The organism is Rhodococcus sp. KBW08, from assembly GCF_003852455.1.
GTDB classification, from domain to species: domain Bacteria; phylum Actinomycetota; class Actinomycetes; order Mycobacteriales; family Mycobacteriaceae; genus Rhodococcus_F; species Rhodococcus_F baikonurensis.
The window spans coordinates 190,184-208,306 of sequence record NZ_QAJJ01000009.1; the positions used below are offsets into that span (position 1 = coordinate 190,184).

Annotated in this window: 20 protein-coding genes; 11 read left to right on the forward strand and 9 right to left on the reverse strand. The window is 62.5% G+C overall.

Annotated features, from left to right (window positions below; translation table 11 throughout):
• Positions 1-269 precede the first annotated feature (269 nt).
• The 6 genes from DBV08_RS11675 to DBV08_RS11700 are packed head-to-tail and all read left to right on the forward strand — an operon-like array spanning position 270 to position 5,899.
• Positions 270-3,113: an ATP-binding protein gene (locus DBV08_RS11675; protein WP_240951825.1), complete on the forward strand. Its 2,844-nt coding sequence runs from the start codon at positions 270-272 to the stop codon at positions 3,111-3,113.
• Entirely contained in the window at positions 3,110-3,526 is a 417-nt protein-coding gene (locus DBV08_RS11680) for a roadblock/LC7 domain-containing protein (RefSeq protein ID WP_003940329.1), read from the forward strand. The genes DBV08_RS11675 and DBV08_RS11680 overlap by 4 nt, the downstream gene beginning before the upstream one ends.
• A 5-nt stretch (positions 3,527-3,531) precedes the next feature.
• On the forward strand, positions 3,532-3,906 hold the full coding sequence (locus DBV08_RS11685; protein ID WP_003939996.1) for a DUF742 domain-containing protein: 375 nt from the start codon (positions 3,532-3,534) through the stop codon (positions 3,904-3,906).
• On the forward strand, positions 3,887-4,474 hold the full coding sequence (locus DBV08_RS11690; protein ID WP_003940118.1) for an ATP/GTP-binding protein: 588 nt from the start codon (positions 3,887-3,889) through the stop codon (positions 4,472-4,474). The genes DBV08_RS11685 and DBV08_RS11690 overlap by 20 nt, the downstream gene beginning before the upstream one ends.
• 40 nt (positions 4,475-4,514) lie before the next feature.
• Positions 4,515-5,309: an MHYT domain-containing protein gene (locus DBV08_RS11695; RefSeq protein WP_095971225.1), complete on the forward strand. Its 795-nt coding sequence runs from the start codon at positions 4,515-4,517 to the stop codon at positions 5,307-5,309.
• 53 nt (positions 5,310-5,362) lie between these two features.
• Positions 5,363-5,899, forward strand: a complete 537-nt coding sequence (locus tag DBV08_RS11700; protein ID WP_124567528.1) for an AAA family ATPase — start codon at positions 5,363-5,365, stop codon at positions 5,897-5,899.
• 12 nt (positions 5,900-5,911) lie between these two features.
• On the opposite strand, the gene DBV08_RS11705 is transcribed toward DBV08_RS11700, so the two are convergent.
• Both DBV08_RS11705 and DBV08_RS11710 read right to left on the reverse strand, forming a co-directional pair.
• Entirely contained in the window at positions 5,912-6,370 is a 459-nt protein-coding gene (locus DBV08_RS11705; RefSeq protein ID WP_124567529.1) for a GNAT family N-acetyltransferase, read from the reverse strand.
• Between the two features lie 56 nt (positions 6,371-6,426).
• Positions 6,427-7,014 carry a helix-turn-helix domain-containing protein gene (locus tag DBV08_RS11710; RefSeq protein WP_124567530.1) on the reverse strand — a complete coding sequence of 196 codons (588 nt, stop codon included), beginning with the start codon at positions 7,012-7,014 and terminating at the stop codon, positions 6,427-6,429.
• Between the two features lie 71 nt (positions 7,015-7,085).
• Here DBV08_RS11710 and DBV08_RS11715 point away from each other — a divergent pair, with 71 nt between their 5' ends.
• On the forward strand, positions 7,086-8,114 hold the full coding sequence (locus DBV08_RS11715) for an NAD(P)/FAD-dependent oxidoreductase (RefSeq protein ID WP_124567531.1): 1,029 nt from the start codon (positions 7,086-7,088) through the stop codon (positions 8,112-8,114).
• 9 nt (positions 8,115-8,123) lie between these two features.
• On the opposite strand, the gene DBV08_RS11720 is transcribed toward DBV08_RS11715, so the two are convergent.
• Genes DBV08_RS11720 through ctaD form a run of 3 tightly spaced genes read right to left on the reverse strand, consistent with a single transcriptional unit; the run spans position 8,124 to position 10,872 of the window.
• Positions 8,124-8,543: a DUF5313 family protein gene (locus tag DBV08_RS11720; RefSeq protein ID WP_042451127.1), complete on the reverse strand. Its 420-nt coding sequence runs from the start codon at positions 8,541-8,543 to the stop codon at positions 8,124-8,126.
• A 55-nt stretch (positions 8,544-8,598) separates the two neighbouring features.
• On the reverse strand, positions 8,599-9,072 hold the full coding sequence (locus tag DBV08_RS11725; RefSeq protein ID WP_019744857.1) for a MarR family winged helix-turn-helix transcriptional regulator: 474 nt from the start codon (positions 9,070-9,072) through the stop codon (positions 8,599-8,601).
• Between the two features lie 45 nt (positions 9,073-9,117).
• Positions 9,118-10,872 (reverse strand): cytochrome c oxidase subunit I, encoded by a 1,755-nt coding sequence (gene ctaD, locus DBV08_RS11730; protein WP_095971300.1) that lies wholly within the window; start codon positions 10,870-10,872, stop codon positions 9,118-9,120.
• 202 nt (positions 10,873-11,074) lie between these two features.
• On the opposite strand from ctaD, the gene DBV08_RS11735 reads away from it, so the two are divergent.
• The gene (locus DBV08_RS11735; RefSeq protein WP_124567532.1) at positions 11,075-12,226 is read left to right on the forward strand and encodes an NADH:flavin oxidoreductase; all 1,152 of its coding nucleotides are present in this window, start codon (positions 11,075-11,077) and stop codon (positions 12,224-12,226) included.
• Positions 12,227-12,290: 64 nt separating this feature from the next.
• Here the strand turns inward: DBV08_RS11735 and DBV08_RS11740 are convergent, their stop codons facing one another.
• Positions 12,291-13,139, reverse strand: a complete 849-nt coding sequence (locus tag DBV08_RS11740; protein ID WP_095971230.1) for an aldo/keto reductase — start codon at positions 13,137-13,139, stop codon at positions 12,291-12,293.
• A 130-nt stretch (positions 13,140-13,269) separates the two neighbouring features.
• On the opposite strand from DBV08_RS11740, the gene DBV08_RS11745 reads away from it, so the two are divergent.
• The 3 genes from DBV08_RS11745 to DBV08_RS11755 all read left to right on the forward strand — a co-directional run bounded on the left by DBV08_RS11745 (position 13,270) and on the right by DBV08_RS11755 (position 16,570).
• Positions 13,270-13,866, forward strand: a complete 597-nt coding sequence (locus DBV08_RS11745) for a class I SAM-dependent methyltransferase (protein WP_124567533.1) — start codon at positions 13,270-13,272, stop codon at positions 13,864-13,866.
• An 89-nt stretch (positions 13,867-13,955) separates the two neighbouring features.
• Positions 13,956-15,587: an ABC-F family ATP-binding cassette domain-containing protein gene (locus DBV08_RS11750; RefSeq protein WP_095971232.1), complete on the forward strand. Its 1,632-nt coding sequence runs from the start codon at positions 13,956-13,958 to the stop codon at positions 15,585-15,587.
• A 143-nt stretch (positions 15,588-15,730) separates the two neighbouring features.
• Complete coding sequence (locus tag DBV08_RS11755; RefSeq protein ID WP_020908738.1) at positions 15,731-16,570, forward strand: aldo/keto reductase; 840 nt, start codon at positions 15,731-15,733, stop codon at positions 16,568-16,570.
• Between the two features lie 12 nt (positions 16,571-16,582).
• Here the strand turns inward: DBV08_RS11755 and DBV08_RS11760 are convergent, their stop codons facing one another.
• The 3 genes from DBV08_RS11760 to DBV08_RS11770 form a co-directional block, all read right to left on the reverse strand.
• Complete coding sequence (locus DBV08_RS11760) at positions 16,583-17,158, reverse strand: TetR/AcrR family transcriptional regulator (RefSeq protein WP_124567534.1); 576 nt, start codon at positions 17,156-17,158, stop codon at positions 16,583-16,585.
• Positions 17,159-17,572 carry a VOC family protein gene (locus DBV08_RS11765; protein WP_095971235.1) on the reverse strand — a complete coding sequence of 138 codons (414 nt, stop codon included), beginning with the start codon at positions 17,570-17,572 and terminating at the stop codon, positions 17,159-17,161.
• Between the two features lie 75 nt (positions 17,573-17,647).
• Positions 17,648-18,067, reverse strand: a complete 420-nt coding sequence (locus DBV08_RS11770; protein ID WP_124567535.1) for a hypothetical protein — start codon at positions 18,065-18,067, stop codon at positions 17,648-17,650.
• Between the last annotated feature and the right edge of the window lie 56 nt (positions 18,068-18,123).

An 18,123-nucleotide genomic window follows, 5' to 3' on the forward strand; every position in this document is an offset into this window, starting at 1 on the left:
CCCGAGTTCCACCGATTCCCGAGCAGCGCCGGTGTCGAGCTACCAAATTGGACTATCCGGCTATCCCATTCGCCGCACTTGTCCGTTTACCCTTTCACCTGGTCTTACAATCCGGATATAGTCATCGTCGATCCGAGAAGTCAACTGGGATGTAGCGAGCCAGCGAACAGTCTGTTACCGTTCAGCTAACTACTCCTTCTGGTCAAACCGGATCGAAGGGGTTCGGGCAATGACCCACGGGGGGTTGACGTGAAGGGGCCATGTTCCGCATGAAACACGATTCACACACGACAACCTCTTGGTGGTCGATCGGCGAGTGGCGCCTGGGTTGGAAGGTCATCGCCGTTCTCGCATTGCCGATGATCGTCGCCGTCGTCCTCGGAGCCCTTCGCGTTCAGACCGAACTCGAAGAAGCCGCGCAGCTGAGTTCCTCGTCCGAACGCGCCCTCGCTGTGCCCACCGCGATCAACCTCGAATCCGCGCTGTACGAACTCGCCGAAGCGGCCTCGGCACGCACTGACACCGGCCCGGCCACACAAGCGGTTTCGGACGCAATGGACCAACTGGTCGACGCGGCGCGCGCGTTCCAGTCCGATGACGCCCTCAACGACCAAGTGACTTCGGCACTTGCCGAGAGCCGTTCCATCACTGAGGAGATTTCCGCCGGCGCGGTGGCTCCCGCACGCTTGGTTTCGCGGGTCGGTGAAGTCTCGCGCGCACTCTCGAGCACCTTCACCAGCGTCGTCGAGCATTCTCAGCGGCCGGCGCTGCGCGAAGAGGGTGGCCGACTCGCCGCACTCTGGGATGCGCGACGAGCACTGGCCGAACAACGAATTCTCTTCGGCTCAGGTGATCCGGACCAGCAAGCTCGTACCTCGATGGTCAGTGCCGCCGGTGCCGAACTGGTCGCTCTGAACAACATTCTCGCCATCGACGGGAGTAACGACACCGTCCAGACCCTCAGCAACTCAGCTCAGAACCGGATCAACGCCCTCGGATCAACTCCGTCGACCTCTCCTCTGGGAAGCCGCGTCGGCGCAGACCTGAAATCCGGCAGCGACCAGTACAACAGCTTGACCGATACCACCGTCACCGAGTTCGGCGACACCGTCACCGCTGAATCCAATGCAGCACGAACCGCAGCACTTCGTGACACTGCCATCGTGCTCGGCGCGGTCCTGCTGGCACTGGCGATCGCCCTCGTCATCAGCCGATCGCTCATCGATCCGATCCGCCGGTTGCGGTTCGCCGCTCTGCAGGCCGCGAGACGCGGACTTCCCGACGCGATCGAACGAATCCGCGCAGGTGCCAGTACCGACGAACTCGACTTCGCCCGTGTCCCGATCCGCACCCACGAGGAAATCGGCGAGCTTGCACGCGCGGTGGACGACATGCACGGTCAGGCCATCACGCTTGCCGGCGAGCAGGCGACCCTGCGGCGCCAGGTCAACGACATGTTCGAAACGCTGTCGAGGCGGAACAAGTCCCTCGTCGACCAGCAACTCGGTTTGATCGAACAGCTCGAGCAGGACGAGGACGACCCGCGTCGCCTCGAGAATCTGTTCCGGCTCGACCACATCGCCGCGAGAATGCGTCGAAACGGCGACAACTTGTTGGTTCTCGCCGGAACCGATGTGCGCCGCGCCAGGACTGCACCCGTCGCTCTCGGCGATACCCTTCGCGCCGCGGTATCGGGTGTCGAGGAGTATCGACGCGTCGAACTCGGGCAGATCCCGCCCGGAGTCGTCACCGGTCACGCTGCGCCGGACGTCGTTCACCTCATTGCCGAACTGCTCGACAATTCGCTGCGGTACTCCCCACCGGAGACCACCGTCTCCATCAACGCTGCCCGCACCATCGACGGCTCCATGATCGTCGAGATCGCAGATCTCGGTATCGGTATGTCGCCTGCCGACATCCTCGATGCCAACGAGCGCCTCGCGGCCGGCGGCGAGATGAGCGCGGACACAGCGCGTCGCATGGGTTTGTTCGTCGTGAGCCGAATCAGCCGTCGCTACAACATCTCTGTGCGCCTGCGCCCGACGGCAACGTCGTCGACACACAGCGGCATCACCGCAACGGTGCTCCTACCGACCTCGATTCTCGATTCCTCGCGGGCTCCCGAAATCCGCACGCCGCGAACAGGACCCGTTGCCACAGTCGAGCGGACACCGCCGCCCGCACCACCTGCCCCGGTATGGTCACAGCCGGTCCCGACCGCTTCCGCACCCCCACAGCCTGCGACCAGAAGCTTCGCCGACCTCCCCCGCCGAACGCCCGGCATCAGCACCGATCGGACCGAGACGTTCGCCCCGATCACGCCGGAGTCGACACCGACGGCAACACCCTCGGGACTACCTCGCCGCACCCCGGGCACGAGTGGAGTGCCGCAGGTCAGTACCTCGACCACTCCGGCACCAGCTGCGCCGGTGTCAACCTTCGCTCCCCAACTCGATCCCGCGGGCGCGAACGCATCGACGTCGCTTTCCGTCCGTACTCCGTCGCCGGAATCCAACTCGTCTGCACAGGGTCCCGAGATCCCGGTGGGTCCACAGCCGTCGACAACTCCGGCGCCGCGGCACCGACTCTCGGCACCGACGCCGACAAATACTGCGGCCTTCTTCTCCTCTCGTACCCGTGACGGGATGTCGGCTCGCACGTCTGCGCGTACTGACAGCAGCAGCAACAACAACGGCGGCGCGAACGGTGGAACGTCTGCCCCGTCGACGATGCCGATCTTTGCTCGGATGGTGTCGGAGTGGCTGGTGGATCCGACGGCGGAGTCGTCAACGGCTTCCACCGGTGGTTCCTGGACCACGGACGCAGATCAAGGCTGGCTGGCTGCCCGGACGTCGTTCGAGATGCCGGTCACCAAGATCGCCGATTCCGGATTGCCTATTCGGGATCGAGGAGCTCGCTTGGTTCCTGGCGCCGTCGGAGGAGGTGGTACAGCCCAACGTCAAGCATCCAATCCCGCCGACGTTCAACGTGGTTGGAGCAGTTACCAATCCGGCGTGCAACGTGGGCGTCGGCATGCTGCCGTCCACCAGTCCGACGGCGGACAGTCTTTCGAATCGTCCACGATGTTGCACAACGATGAAGGAGAACAGTGAACACTGTCGGAGCCCAAGAGACTCCCCGCGCACTCGACTGGCTGGTTTCGGCTTTTGCCCGAGACGTGCCGGGTGTGAGTCACGCGATCATCGTCTCAGCCGACGGGTTGTTGACGGCCTCGAGCACACACCTTCCGCTCGACCGGGCGGATCAATTAGCCGCTGTCACTTCCGGACTCGCCAGCCTGTCCGCGGGGGCGTCACGCCTCTTCGACGGTGGGGCCGTCATGCAGTCCGTCGTCGAGATGGAGAACGGCTACCTGCTTCTCATGGGCGTCGGTAGTGGCGCCTACCTCGCCGCACTCGCTGTCGCCGGATGCGACATCGGCCAGATCGGGTACGAAATGGCGACTCTCGTCGATCGCGTCGGGACCACCATGGACATTGCCCCGCGAACATCGCAGGGTATTTGAGTTCGATGCCTCACCATCAATCCGAGTACGACGACGCCGAACCGAGCTTGGTCCGGCCGTACGCGCTCACCGAAGGTCGGACCCTGCCGTCCATCGACCTCCCGCTCGAAGCGATCATCGCGACGATCGAAGACGTGGTCTCGAACAATCTTGCACCGCAAGATATTCGTGCCTCGATCGTCGCACTCTGCGAGCAGCGGATCTCGGTTGCCGAGATCGCCGCCCACCTGGGTGTTCCGATCGGAGTCGTGCGGGTACTGGTCGCCGACCTCGTAGTAGCCGGATCACTGGAAATACATGCCACTCTGCGAAGCGACGCATCTCGAGTCGAGCGACGCGAACTGATCGAAAGGACCCTCAGTGGACTTCGGGCACTCTGACTCATCGTCTCGCGTGAAATCGACGAAAATCGTGATCGCCGGGGGTTTCGGTGTTGGCAAGACAACGCTTGTGGGGACCGTCTCCGAAATCGTCCCCCTTCGCACGGAGGCCATGGTCACCGACGCCAGCGACGGTATCGACAATCTCGGTTCCACTCCCGACAAGAGCACCACGACGGTCGCGATGGACTTCGGGCGCATCACGCTCGCCGACGACCTGGTTCTCTATCTGTTCGGAACCCCGGGACAGCGCCGCTTCTGGTTCATGTGGGACGACCTGATCACCGGTGCGATCGGTGCGGTCATTCTGGTCGACACGCGTCGCTTGGAAGACAGCTTCGCCGCAGTCGACTTCTTCGAGGCGCGAGGCCTCCCGTTCATCGTGGCGGTCAACCGTTTCGACGGCGCACCCATCCATTCGGCGAGCGATCTCCGCCAGGCGTTGGCTCTACCCAACCGTGTTCCCATGATCGAGATCGACGCCCGAAACCGCGAATCGGCCAAACGCGCGCTGATCGCCGTCACCGAATACTCCCTCGAACGACTTGCAGCTGAAGCAGTCGTCTAGATGAATCACCAGATGCGAATCGTCACCGAAAGGAACTGGCATGTCGGATGAAATGCACCATTTCTCGATGGGAATCTGGCTGCTCGGGCTCGCCTACGTCGTGTCCGTGGTCGGCTCGGTAGTCGGCCTGGCGTGCACCAGGCATTCAGCGTCGGCGACGACAACCGCCACACGCATGCGCTGGCTCGCCATGGCCGCCCTGTCGATCGGTGGCGTCGCCATCTGGCTGATGCATTTCATCGCCATGCTCGGCTTCGCAGTCCCCGGCAGTCCCATTCGATACAACCTCGGATGGACCGTGATCTCGGCGATCATCTCGGTAGGGGCCGTGTTTGTCGGCCTGCTGATCATCGGGACCGAATTCCGCTGGACTCGACTTCTGATCGGCGGCCTGGTGACCGGTCTTGCCGTGAACATCATGCACTACACCGGTATGCGCGCCTTACGCTTTCAGGGTGAGATCCACTACGACCTGCTCTTCGTCGCACTGTCGGTTCTCATCGCAGTCGTCGCCGGAACGGCCGCACTGTGGTTCACCATGGTGCTCGAGTCCACGATTCTTCGTTTTGTCGCCGGAATCATCATGGGTATCGCCGTCGTCGGAATGCATTACACCGGAATGGCCGCGGTCGAGGTCGTTCACGACGCAGCAGCCCCAGCGCCGCAGGGACTCGAAGTGTTCTCCTTCCTCTTCCCCGTCTTCGTTCTCGGCTTGTTGGCGTTGGCGGTTCCGATCGTTGCAGTGCTGACAGCGCCCAACCGTGCGACGGCACGAATGGAGTCCGCCGCCGACGACCTGGCGTTCGAAGCACGCGAGTTCGCGATCTCGAACTGAGCGAAGTACGAGGCGAGTCAGTGTGAATCGACGACGCCCCGTACATTTCGAGGATGGTGGATGCCGGACACAACCCCCAGCCGTCGGCCCGCGCGACACTGGTCGTGATCGGAGGTTTGCCGGCCACCGGCAAGTCGACGATCGCGCGAGCGCTTGCCCAGCATCACCGAATCCCTTTCGTGCGGATCGATACCATCGAACAGGCACTGACCCACAGCGGTATCGCTGACGCATCCGGGACCGCTGGATACATCACCGCCTATGCGCTCGCCGCCGAACAATTGCGGCTGGGACTCTCGGTCGTGGTCGAGTGTGTCAACCCGATCGAGGTGACGCGAAGCGCCTGGTCCGCTACCGCACAACACAATTCGGCGTACTTGCTCAATGTCGAAGTAGTCTGTTCGGATCCCGACGAGCATCGCAGACGCGCTGAACAGCGAGTCGTCGACATCCCGGATCTTGTACTACCGACGTGGCAGGAAATTCTGGATCGGGACTACGAGCCGTGGACCACGGAACGGCTGGTGCTCGACACCGCAATCATGGACTCCGACAGCGCAGTACGACGCATCACCGCCACGATGCCGTAGCGTGCGAGCTGCTCACAGGGCGAGAACGAAGAATGCACTGTTCGGATCTTCGCGGTAGTTCCCGAACGGTGGACAGGGCACGAACCCGAATCTCGCGTACAACCGGCGAGCTGGATCGAAGAAGTCCTGTGTGCCGGTCTCCAATTCGAGTTGACGGTAACCTCGTTGTCTCGACTCGTCCACGACGTGTTGAAGAAGTCGCGTACCCACGCCACGCCCGCGAGCTGCCGATGAAGTCCGCATCGACTTGATCTCGCCGCCGGTCGACGACCGTTCCTTGAGTGCTACGCAACCGAGTAGCTCGTCACCGTCGCTCCACAGCGTCCACATGGTCACAGAGCTATCCGTCAGCCCCGTGACGTCCAGCGCGTGAACGCTGTCCGCAGGGGAGGTCGCGTGCATGTCCGCGAGGTGCTCGGCCAGGAGAGCCCGGACCGCGTCCCGGCTCAGGTCGTCAGTTTCGATTCGCACAGATCCCTCACTGTTCACGTCGCCTCCGGCAGCATCGAATGAAGTATGACTGTCCGTCAATTCGCCGAAGGCTTGGCCCGAACGTGAATGCGTTCTCCTTGTGGGCCGAACAGACTCAGCACTTCGACCGGGCCTTTGCCGTCACTGCCGAACCAATGCGGATTTCGGGTGTCGAATTCAGCAGCTTCACCCGTTCCCATCACGATGTCGTGATCGGCCAACACCAATCTCAGCCTCCCCGACAACACGTACAGCCATTCATAGCCGTCATGCACCTGCGGGTTCGGCTCGGTCTGGTTTGCCGGGATGGTCATCTTGAATGCCTGCAGCCCACCCGGTTGCCGAGTCAGCGGCAAGACCGTTCGCCCACTGGCGCTTCGAGGCGCACTCTGGATACGCGGATCGGCGACCTGTGGCGCCGCCACCAACTGGTCCAACGGAACTTGGTGGGCGAGCGCGATCGGAAGCAGCAACTCCAAACTCGGGCGACGCTCCCCCGCTTCGAGCCTCGACAGGGTGCTCTTCGAGATACCGGTCGACTCGGACAGCGCCGTGAGCGTGACATTGCGCTGTGTACGAATGCGTTTGAGGCGCGCGCCTATCTGCGAGATGGCGGCATCGATGTGCGGGCCGTTGACATTCATGGTCCGAGTCTGACGACGATTCCCAGAAATGGCAACAATAGTTGCTGAACTGTCTCGTCCGCGGGCAACCTGTGCTCATGCGAACACACACTGAAACACAGGTCCTCGACACCGTGATCGTCGGTGGTGGAGCCGCCGGACTCAGCGCAGCCCTGGTGTTGGGGCGCGCTCGGCGCAGCGTCGCCGTCATCGATTCCGGCACTCCCCGCAACGCACCCGCGGCACACATGCACGGCTTCCTCTCGCGCGACGGCATGGCGCCAGGCGAGTTACTCACCGTCGGACGCAGCGAATTACAGACGTACGGAGTGGAATTCACACAGGATGACGTTGTCGACATCTCGTGGCGCGGTATCGAACCCGGCTTTGTCGTCGAGCTTTCAGGCGGCACGACGCTCACCGCTCGCACCGTGCTGGTTGCCACCGGCCTACGGGATTCACTTCCGGAAATACCAGGCATCCAAGAACTTTGGGGACAGAGCGTGCTCCATTGCCCCTACTGCCATGCGTACGAGATCAGCGATCAACCGATCGGCGTTCTCGGCGGCGACGTTCGCGAAATGTCACTTCACCAGGCGCTCCTACTCCGGCAGTGGTCGTCGGATGTGACGTTCTTTCCTCATCACATCTCGCTCACACCGGAAGAACGCAGGCGACTTGCGGCGCGCGGTGTCGAGGTAGTCGACGGGCAGGTCACCGGAGTGACCTCCGAGCACGGCGAACTGAAGGCAATCGAATTGGACAACGGTCAATTGGTTCCTCGTTCAGCGCTGTTCGTCGCACCTCGCCTCGTCCCGAACGACGGGGCCTTGTCACAACTCGGTTGCCACGTGGGCACAAACGGATTCGTGACTGTCGATCCTTCCGGCGCCACCAGCGTTCCTGGCATTTGGGGCGCCGGCAATGTCGTCGACCCTCGCGCTCAGGTGATAGGCGCTGCCGCTGCCGGTTCGACAGCGGCAATCGCGATCAACGGATACCTGGTCGAGCAAGACGTCGAATCGGCCCTGCTTACGACCGCGCCAGAGGTTGATTTCTCGGCCACCGTGGAGCAACGCGTCTGCGAGATGAACGGCGGCAGCGCCCTCCACGGCTTCTGAGAGAAGAGTCTACGTCGCGGGGCCGCCGTGCAACTTCTCGTAGGCGGCCTTCTCGGCGTCGTGGCGCGAGATCTTCTTCGGGTTCTCGAGGTCGGAAGGCAAACCGTGACGCTCGAGGCGACGCGACCTGTTCTGAGCCATGTAGGAAACCGAATAGAACAGTGCCAGGAGCACTCCGAGCAGCACCATCGATGCCCGCAGAGCCCACGGCCCCGGAAAGAGCATGAAGGCAGCGAAGACTGGAATGAACGGCACCATGCTTCGGATCAGGTGACGCGGCACAGCCCAATCACCGATCAGGTCGTTTCGCACCCAGTCCTGCATGGAGTCGGGCAGCTTACGGCCCACTGAATAGCCCAACCACTGAAGGGGATTCGGGCTCGTACGTTGCTTTTTGGAAGTCACGGAAGTCACCTGTTCGGTACGCATCGACGGTACTGACGCAGTCATCACGTTTCTTTCGGATGCAGTCATCACATTTCTCTCATTGGTCCAAGGCTCCGGCGCGGAGCGCGGCCTCGTTGACCCGCGTCAGAACGTTGTGGAGTTCTTCGAGTTCGGCGAGGCTCACGCCGAGCTTCGCGACAACCGCCGGCGGGATCTTCTCCGCCTCGTCGCGCAGCGCCACACCCGCTTCGGTGAGGTCGACGTCGAGTTGACGCTCGTCGGCGCGGCTACGGGTTCGCGTGATCAACCCGGACGCCTCGAGTCGTTTGAGGAGCGGCGACAAAGTCGGCGAATCGAGCTGAAGCGCCTGCCCGATTTCCTTGACCGCCATCGGCGACTTTCCCCACAGTGCCAGCATCACCAGATACTGGGGATGCGTGAGGCCCATCGGCTCGAGCAGGGGCCGGTAGACGGAGAGCACTGCCCGGTTCGCGACCGCAAGTGCGAAGCACACCTGCCGGTCGAGAGCCAGCGGATCGTCCATCTGCGTCTGCGGAGCCTTCGTCGTCATGAATCCGATGTTATCAGATTAATTAGTGCAGTAACTATTATTGCACTAATCAATCTGACGATGATCGTCACTCTTCTCCAACGTCGACGTGGGTTGCCCGGTCAGACCCACGTGCGCTTCCGCCCTCATTCGCTCGACCATGTGCGGGTAGTGCAGCTCGAACGCCGGACGCTCGCTACGGATGCGCGGCAACTCGGTGAAGTTGTGACGCGGCGGCGGGCAGGTGGTCGCCCACTCCAGCGAGTTTCCGTAACCCCACGGATCGTCGACGGTGACCACTTCGCCGTAGCGGTAACTCTTGAAGACGTTCCACAGGAAGGGCAGCGTCGAGGCACCGAGCACGAAGGCGAAAATGGTCGAGACCGAGTTGAGCACGGTGAACCCGTCCGAAGGCAGGTAGTCGGCGTATCGACGCGGCATGCCCTCACCGCCGAGCCAGTGCTGAACGAGGAACGTGCCGTGGAAACCGACGAACGTGGTCCAGAAGTGCCACTTGCCCAACCGTTCGTCGAGCAGACGTCCCGTCATCTTCGGGAACCAGAAGTAGATACCGGCATACGTGGCGAACACGACCGTACCGAAGACCACGTAGTGGAAGTGGGCCACGACAAAATACGTGTCGGTGACGTGGAAGTCGAGCGGCGGGCTCGCGAGGATGACACCCGACAGACCACCGAAGAGGAAGGTGATCAAAAAGCCCACCGAGAACAGCATCGGCGACTCGAAAGTCAACTGCCCCTTCCACATCGTTCCGATCCAGTTGAAGATCTTCACGCCTGTCGGCACGGCGATCAGGAACGTCATGAACGAGAAATACGGCAGGAGAACAGCACCCGTCGCATACATGTGGTGAGCCCACACAGCGATCGAGAGAGCGGCAATCGCGAGTGTCGCATAGACCAATCCCGTGTAACCGAAGATCGGCTTACGGCTGAAGACCGGGAAGATCTCCGAGACGATGCCGAAGAACGGCAGCGCGATGATGTACACCTCGGGATGACCGAAGAACCAGAACAGGTGCTGCCACAACAGAACTCCGCCCGACGCCGGATCGAAGATGTGACCACCGAGGTGCCGGTCGACGAACAGCCCCATGAACGCGGCGGTCAGGAGCGGGAACGCCATCAAGATCAAGATGCTGGTGATGAAGATATTCCAGGTGAAGATCGACATGCGGAACATGGTCATGCCGGGCGCGCGCAGGCAGATCACGGTGGTGATCATGTTGACCGCACCGAGAATCGTGCCGAGCCCACCGACCGTCAGACCGAAGACCCACAGGTCGGCCCCGACGCCGGGGCTGTGAACCGCGCCGGAGAGCGGGGTGTACGCCGTCCAACCGAAGTCGGCAGCGCCGCCCGGCGTGAGGAAGCCGCCGAGAACGATGAGGCCACCAAAAGTGAAGAGCCAGAACCCGAATGAGTTCAGCCGAGGAAAGGCGACGTCGGGTGCTCCGATCTGCAACGGAAGCATGTAGTTCGCGAAGCCGAAGACGACGGGGGTCGCGTACAGCAGCAGCATGATCGTGCCGTGCATGGTGAACAGCTGGTTGAACTGCTCATTGGAGAGGAACTGCATTCCGGGGACAGCCAGTTCGGCGCGCATGAACAGCGCCATCAGGCCGCCGATCAGGAAGAACGCGAACGCAGTGATCAGGTACATGATCCCGATCTTCTTGTGATCGGTGGTCTTGATCATCTCGAGCATCCACGACCCCTTGGGATCACGACGCTTCGGGTACGGCCGCTCCGGAATCGGCTCCAAGTCTCCGGTCCGCTCGTCCGGCACCGTTGTTGTCATGCTCGCGCGTCCTCTTTCGTGCTCGATACCGCCCTCAAGAACTTTCTGCACGACCATATCGCATGTTAATAGTTAATGCACAAACTAAGTTTCGACGACCGATGCACCGATGAAAACCGAACGTACGCAACCTTTTGCACATTTCAGCGAGATGAACTCATGCAGCGGAATAGGTCGAGAGCCGGCCGCGTTGAACAAACCCGTGACTCTTCCCGACACATCGACAGCACCCGAGGCCTCCGCGTTGCGCGGCCTCTTCGAGCCTTTCGAGGTCAAATCACTCTCGTTGCGTAACCGTTTCGCCATGGCCCCGATGACGCGCGCCTTCTCGCCGGACGGAATCCCCGGCGCCGACGTGGCCGAGTACTACCGTCGTCGCGCAGCAGGTGGTGTCGGCTTGATCATCACCGAAGGCACGTACATCCCGGACCCGGCGGCCGGCCCGCACACCCGCGTACCGCGCATCTACGGCGATTCGAGCCTGGGCGGCTGGAAGTCGGTAGTCGACGCCGTCCACGCCGAGGGCGGATCGATAATTCCCCAGCTGTGGCACCTCGGAGTCGAGCGCGGCGAGAATTCGCGCCTGAACCCAGAGGTCGAAACCGTCAGCCCTTCCGGCCTGGCGCTGGACGGCACCCGTCTGGGACGAGAATTCACCACCTCGGATCTCGACGACTTGAAGCAGTCGTGGGTCGACGCGGCACTCAACGCGAAGAACACCGGTTTCGACGGTCTCGAGTTGCATGGGGCGCATGGCTACCTGCTCGACGAGTTCCTCTGGGCAGGAACCAATGTCCGCACCGATGGATACGGCGGATCACTCGAAGCCCGCACCCGTTTCCCGGCCGAGGTCGTCGCCGCGATCCGGGAGGCAGTCGGAAACGAGTTCGCGATCGTCTACCGCTTCTCGCAGTGGAAGTCCGGCCACTACGACGCTCGTATCGCCCAGAGCCCGGCAGAACTCGGCCGCATCCTCACTCCCCTGGTCGACGCCGGTGTCGACGTTCTGCATCCGTCGACGAGGCGTCATTGGGAACCGGCGTTCGCTGAACTCGACGGCGAAGACGGCAAGCTCGGCCTCGCAGGCTGGACGAAGAAGCTGACCGGGTTGCCGACCATCACCGTCGGCTCGGTCGGACTCGACTCGGTGTTCACGACGGCATTCACCGGCGACGCTGCATCGGCTGTCACGGGACTGGAGCGTCTCGAAGCTCAGTACGAGAACGGCGAATTCGACATGGTTGCCATCGGGCGCGCGCTGCTCGCCGATCCCGAGTGGGTCGAGAAGCTCCGCACCGGACGCGCGGACGAGCACATCGCATTCACTGCAGAACATCGCACGCACCTGAACTGACCTCACACGACAAAACGGCACTCCCGCGATCGCGGGAGTGCCGTTCGTGGGTCTACCGGAAGTTCTAGCTGCCGAGCGTGACCGGGTCGGGGCCGATACGGCCGGCCGGGTCGTCGAGAGCACCGATCGCGTTGATCTGTTCCGGCGTCAGTTCGAAGCCGAAGACATCGAAGTTGGCGGCGATACGTTCGGGGGTCACCGACTTCGGGATCACCACGTTGCCGATCTGCAGGTGCCAGCGAATGATCACCTGAGCCGCAGTGACGCCATGAGCGTCGGCGACAGCGGTGATGACGGGGTCACCGAGAACGGTTCCCTGGCCGAGCGGGCTCCATGCTTCCGTCGCGATTCCCTTGCCGGTGTGGAAGGCGCGCAGTTCGGCCTGGTTGAACTTGGGGTGAAGCTCGATCTGGTTGAGGACCGGTACCTCACCGGTTTCACCGATGACACGCTCGAGGTTCTCGATGGTGAAGTTGGAGACGCCGATGGATCGAACCCGTCCGTCGGCCTTGAGCTTCTGGAATGCCTTGAAGGTCTCGACGTACAGGTCCTTGGACGGTACCGGCCAGTGGATCAGGTACAGATCGAGGTAGTCGAGACCCAACTTGTCGAGGCTGGCGTCGAATGCGGCAAGCGTCGAGTCGTAGCCCTGATCGTCGTTCCACAACTTCGTCGTGATGTAGAGGTCTTCGCGTGCGATGCCGGATTCGGCGATCGCGCGGCCGACGCCCACCTCGTTGCCGTAGATCTTGGCGGTGTCGATACTGCGGTAGCCGGTCTTCAGGGCGGTGGAGACAGCTTCCTGCGTCTCGTCGTCCGGAACCTGGAACACACCGAATCCGAGTGCGGGGATCGTCTTACCGTCGTTCAGAACAATTGTCGGTACATCGGTCACATCATTGGTCTCGGTCATAAGTGAATCCAACGCGCGCGGGCCGGGAGGCATTCCCCGCCGAACCTCCGCGCGGTGCCCTTGTACCGCCCGAAATGCCGGTCTACCTTGGAAGACAAGTATTGGAATCGCCTCGAGAAAAGAGAGAGCGATGAATCTCGGATATCGTCTCGCCTACAAGGTCGGCGTCACTCCGTGGGAGCACACCGGTCACGGCTTCGACGCTCAACTGTCCGGCCTTCTGGATGCGATCCCCGCCCCGGAAGGTGGCCGTGCACTCGACATCGGCTGCGGCACCGGACGCCATTCCATCGAGCTGGCGCAACGCGGTTGGCACGTCACCGGCGTCGACGCCGAGCAGGAGCCCCTGGACAAAGCGCGGATACATGCACGTGAAGCACACGTCGACGTCCGGTTCCTCCATGAGGACGCGGCAGACCTGCACATAGCCGTCGACGGTGGGCACATGCTGGTACTCGACATCGGCTGCTTTCACGGGCTCACCGATCACCAACGACGGGACTACGGGAGGTCGGTCAACGCGATCACCGCACCGGGAGCGTCCCTGGTGATGTTCGCGTTCGGGCCAGGTCACCGCTGGCCGATGCCACATGGTGTCTCCGAGGAGGACGTCACGCGAGCATTCGACGGTTGGTCGATGGCCTCGAGTACGGCCGCCGATGTGAGTGAATCGCCACTTCCGGTCCGTGCGGCACATCCGTGCTGGTATCACCTGGTCCGCGGCTGACTGCTGTGCGCCTTTATTAACCGCCCGCGGTTAATAAAGGCGCACAGCACCGATTAACACTGGCGCACAGCGCCGGGGATACTTCTCAGGTGACTGCAACACTGCGCATCAGCGGCCTCTCTGCCTCCCGGGGAGAACGCACCCTGTTCTCCGACCTCGATCTCACCGTCGCGCCTGGCGACGTCATCGGCCTCGTCGGCGCGAACGGCGCCGGCAAGTCGACGCTTCTCACCGCACTGGCCGGAATCGGCACCGCTGACGTCGAGGGTTCGATCATTCTCAGCCCACCAGATGCTGCGGTCGGTTACCTCGCGCAGGAACCCGACCGCATCGAGGGTGAGACCGTCCTCGAGTTCCTCGGCCGCCGCACCGGCGTCGCGCATGCCGAGGAAGTCATGAACGCCGCGGCCGAAACCCTGGCCGAAGCCGAAGAGGATCTGTACTCCCCGGCACTGGAACGCTGGCTCGCTCTCGGCGGCGCCGATCTGTTCGAGCGCGCTGAGAAGGTGGTCGAAGAACTCGGGCTCGGAGTTCCGCTCGATGCGCACATGACGGCGTTGTCCGGCGGTCAGGCCGCGCGCGCCGGCCTCGCGTCACTGTTGCTCTCGCGCTACGACATTCTCCTGTTGGACGAGCCCACCAACGATCTCGACCTGCGCGGTCTCGAGCAGTTGGAGCGATTTGTCGCCGAGACCCGAGCGGCGCTGGTTGTCGTGAGCCATGATCGCGAATTCCTCTCGCGCACCGTCACCGGAATCGTGGAACTCGACCTGGCGCAGCAGGATATCGCCGTTTACGACGGCGGCTACGAGTCGTACCTCGCCGAACGCGAGATCGCCCGCCAGCACGCACGCGAGGCCTTCGAGGAATACGCAGGCACCCGCTCCGATCTCGAAGATCGCGCGCAGATGCAGCGCAACTGGATGGAACACGGCGTCCGCAACGCGCGCCGTAAGGCCAAGGACAACGACAAGATCGGACGCGGATTGCGGACCGAGTCGACGGAGAAGCAAGCCGCGAAAGCCCGCCAGACTCAACGCCGCATCGAGCGACTCGAAGTCGTCGAGGAACCGCGCAAGGAGTGGGAACTTCGCATGGAGATCGCGGCGGCGCCGCGATCCGGATCCGTTGTCGCGACCACGAACGGCGCCAAGGTAACTCGCGGTCAGTTCACGTTCGGTCCGGTCACGACGCAGATCGACTGGGGTGATCGGATCCTCGTCACGGGCGCGAACGGAGCAGGCAAGACCACCCTCCTGAACGTCCTACTCGGCAAACTCGTCCCCGACGAGGGCATCGCGTCGCTGGGTTCCGGTGTCGCGATCGGTGAGATCGACCAGGCGCGCGGATTGTTCGAAGGCGATCAGCCAGTCGTCGAGGCCTTCGGTGCACAGGTTCCGGACTGGCCCGATGCCGATGTCCGCACTCTGCTCGCCAAGTTCGGCCTGCGCGGACACCACGTACTCCGATCTGCCGCTTCATTGTCCCCCGGCGAAAGAACAAGGGCTGCACTTGCTTTGCTCCAAGCTCGCGGCGTGAACCTACTGGTACTGGACGAGCCGACGAACCATCTCGACCTTCCGGCGATCGAACAGCTCGAGCAGGCGATGGAATCCTTCGAAGGGACCCTCCTCCTAGTCACTCACGATCGACGCATGCTGCAGTCCACCCGAAGCACGCGCCGGTGGCGAATGGAGAACGGACAGCTCTTCGAGGAGTAGCCAACCGACTCTGCTTGCGCAGACAACCCGCGTGTGCAACTATTTATCAGGCGCACGCAATAGTTGCATGCGCGGCATAGGTGGGCACGGGCGACACGATCGCCCGTCGAACCGCCACACCCAGTCTTGAAAGGCGCTCTTCAATGTTGTCGATCCCCGACCGCACACTGACTCACGGAACCACCGGCGAACCGATCACCATCCCGCAACTCGGGTACGGCGTTTTCCAGGTACCGGACGCACAGACCGAAGAGGTCACTGCCACCGCTCTCGAGATCGGCTACCGCCACATCGACACGGCCGCAATCTACGGAAACGAAGCCGGTGTCGGCCGCGCCATCGCTAGTTCGGGTGTTCCGAGGTCAGAGCTTTTTGTCACCACCAAGTTGTGGAATGACGATCAGGGCCACGACCGAGCGCTCGCCGCGTTCGACACGAGCCTCGACAAGCTCGGCCTCGACTTCGTCGACCTGTATCTGATCCACTGGCCGGCACCGGCAAAGGGCCTGTTCGTGGAGACGTGGGCCGCTTTCGAGGAGATCCTCGCCTCCGGCCGTGCCCGTGCGATCGGCGTGTCCAACTTCCTGCCCGAGCACCTCGAACTGCTGGCCGAGCACAGCTCGATCACCCCGGCCGTCAACCAGATCGAATTGCACCCCAGACTGCAACAGCACGCGTCACGGGAATACGCGCGAAGTCGCGGCATCGAAATCGAGGCATGGAGCCCACTGGGACAGGGAACTATCCTCGACGACCCGACCATCGGGAAAATCGCTGCAGCACACGGAAAGAGCCCAGCGCAGATCATTCTCCGCTGGCATCTCGAACAGGGACACACCGTTCTGTCGAAGTCGGTGACACCTGCCCGCATGCGCGACAACGCCGCAATCTTCGACTTCGCACTCGATACCGACGAGTCAGCTGCCATCGCAGCGCTGAACACCGACAGCCGTGTCGGACCCGATCCAGTCGAATTGAACTGAATCGAAACGGCTTCAGGAATTTTCGTGGGGAGTCAACGTCAGCAGCACGGAATCGACGGACTGCTCGGCAAGGAGCGCGTCCAGCGGTAGGTGACGAAACAACGCTCGGTAGTAGATCGGGGACGCCAGCGCGTCCAGGACGAAGTCCAGGTCGAAATCATCGCGAATGTCGCCGCGTAGCCGCGCCGATTCCAGCACTGCCGCAGTGGAATCGCGTCGGGGCTGAAAGAACGCCGACTGGAACTCCCGCGCCAACTCCGGGTCGGAGGCCAGGTCCGCGACCAACGCGGGCAGTATCCGACCAACCACCGATTCGCTCAGTCCCACAACCAATGTCGTGATGCCGGCGACCAGGTCTGCCCTGAGATCGCCGGTGTCCGGCGTCGGATCGGTGCCGATATGCCCCACGACGACGTCTACCACCAGATGCCGTTTCGACGGCCATCTCCGGTAGATGGCGGGTCGATGTACGCCCGCTTTCGTCGCCACCGAACCGATCGAGAGCTCCGCATACCCGTTCTCCCCCAACAGTTCCAGGGTCGCGGACAGTACGGCGTCGTCGATCCGTTCGTCGCGGGCGCGCACCATCTACAGCACCGGCCGGGGCATGAGCACCAGACGCCAGCCGTCAGGATCTTCGAAGGTCATTCCCGCATTCTCCTCCCAGTACGGATTCTCGGCCTCGACGGGTTCGTGTCCCGCCGCACCCAGCCGCTGCACCACCTCGTACATCGCCGACTCGCCGGTGAAGTAGAGCACCAACAAATTGTCCTGCGTCGGAGCCGGGCACGGGCTTCCGTCTTCGTGGGTCGTGAATTCGAGGTGATAGTTCGCATCCGGCAAACCCAGCATGATTCCGTCGTAGCCGGCATGTCCGGAGAACCGGTAGAGCTCCGGCAATCCCACGCAGTCGCGATAGAACGCAATCACGTCGTCGAGCCGGTCGGTGGGTCGCGCTACTCGCACTTGGACTACTTCGAGGTCGTTCGGCCACGTTGTCATATCCAAACAGTACAGTACGTACCGTAACAAATCGAGAACGAGTCGGACCGTCCTCCGCGGCCGACCTCGCCAGGACTACAAGCGATCGTTCTCCGGAAATGCGGCCTTGGGCATGAACTTCGGCCGGGCGAACAGCACCGACAGTTTGGTGGGCTGCGACTCCACCGGGCGATCGGACCGGTACAGCAACGCCTGCTGCGGGGTACTCACCCATTCGGCGGCGAAGATCTCACCGATACGGCCCACCTTCACGTGCGATCCATCCTCGAGCCGAACGGTGACGTCGGCTGTGGTGTCGGACTGGCCGTACACGACCCACCACGATTCTCCTTCCACATCCCCCGGAGTGTGCTGACCGATACCGATGACGGCACCCTTGTCCATCGGATCGCGCCAGATCGCTTCGAGCCCTTGTGATCCCACGCTGTAGTTGCCGTCCTCGCGCACCTGCACGACCAGGCGGGACTTCTCGAGCATCAACTGTTCGACCACCATGTCAAGCCCCTTCCGTTGCCCGAACCTTATCCGTCGGCACGGCCCAGCAGCAGAAC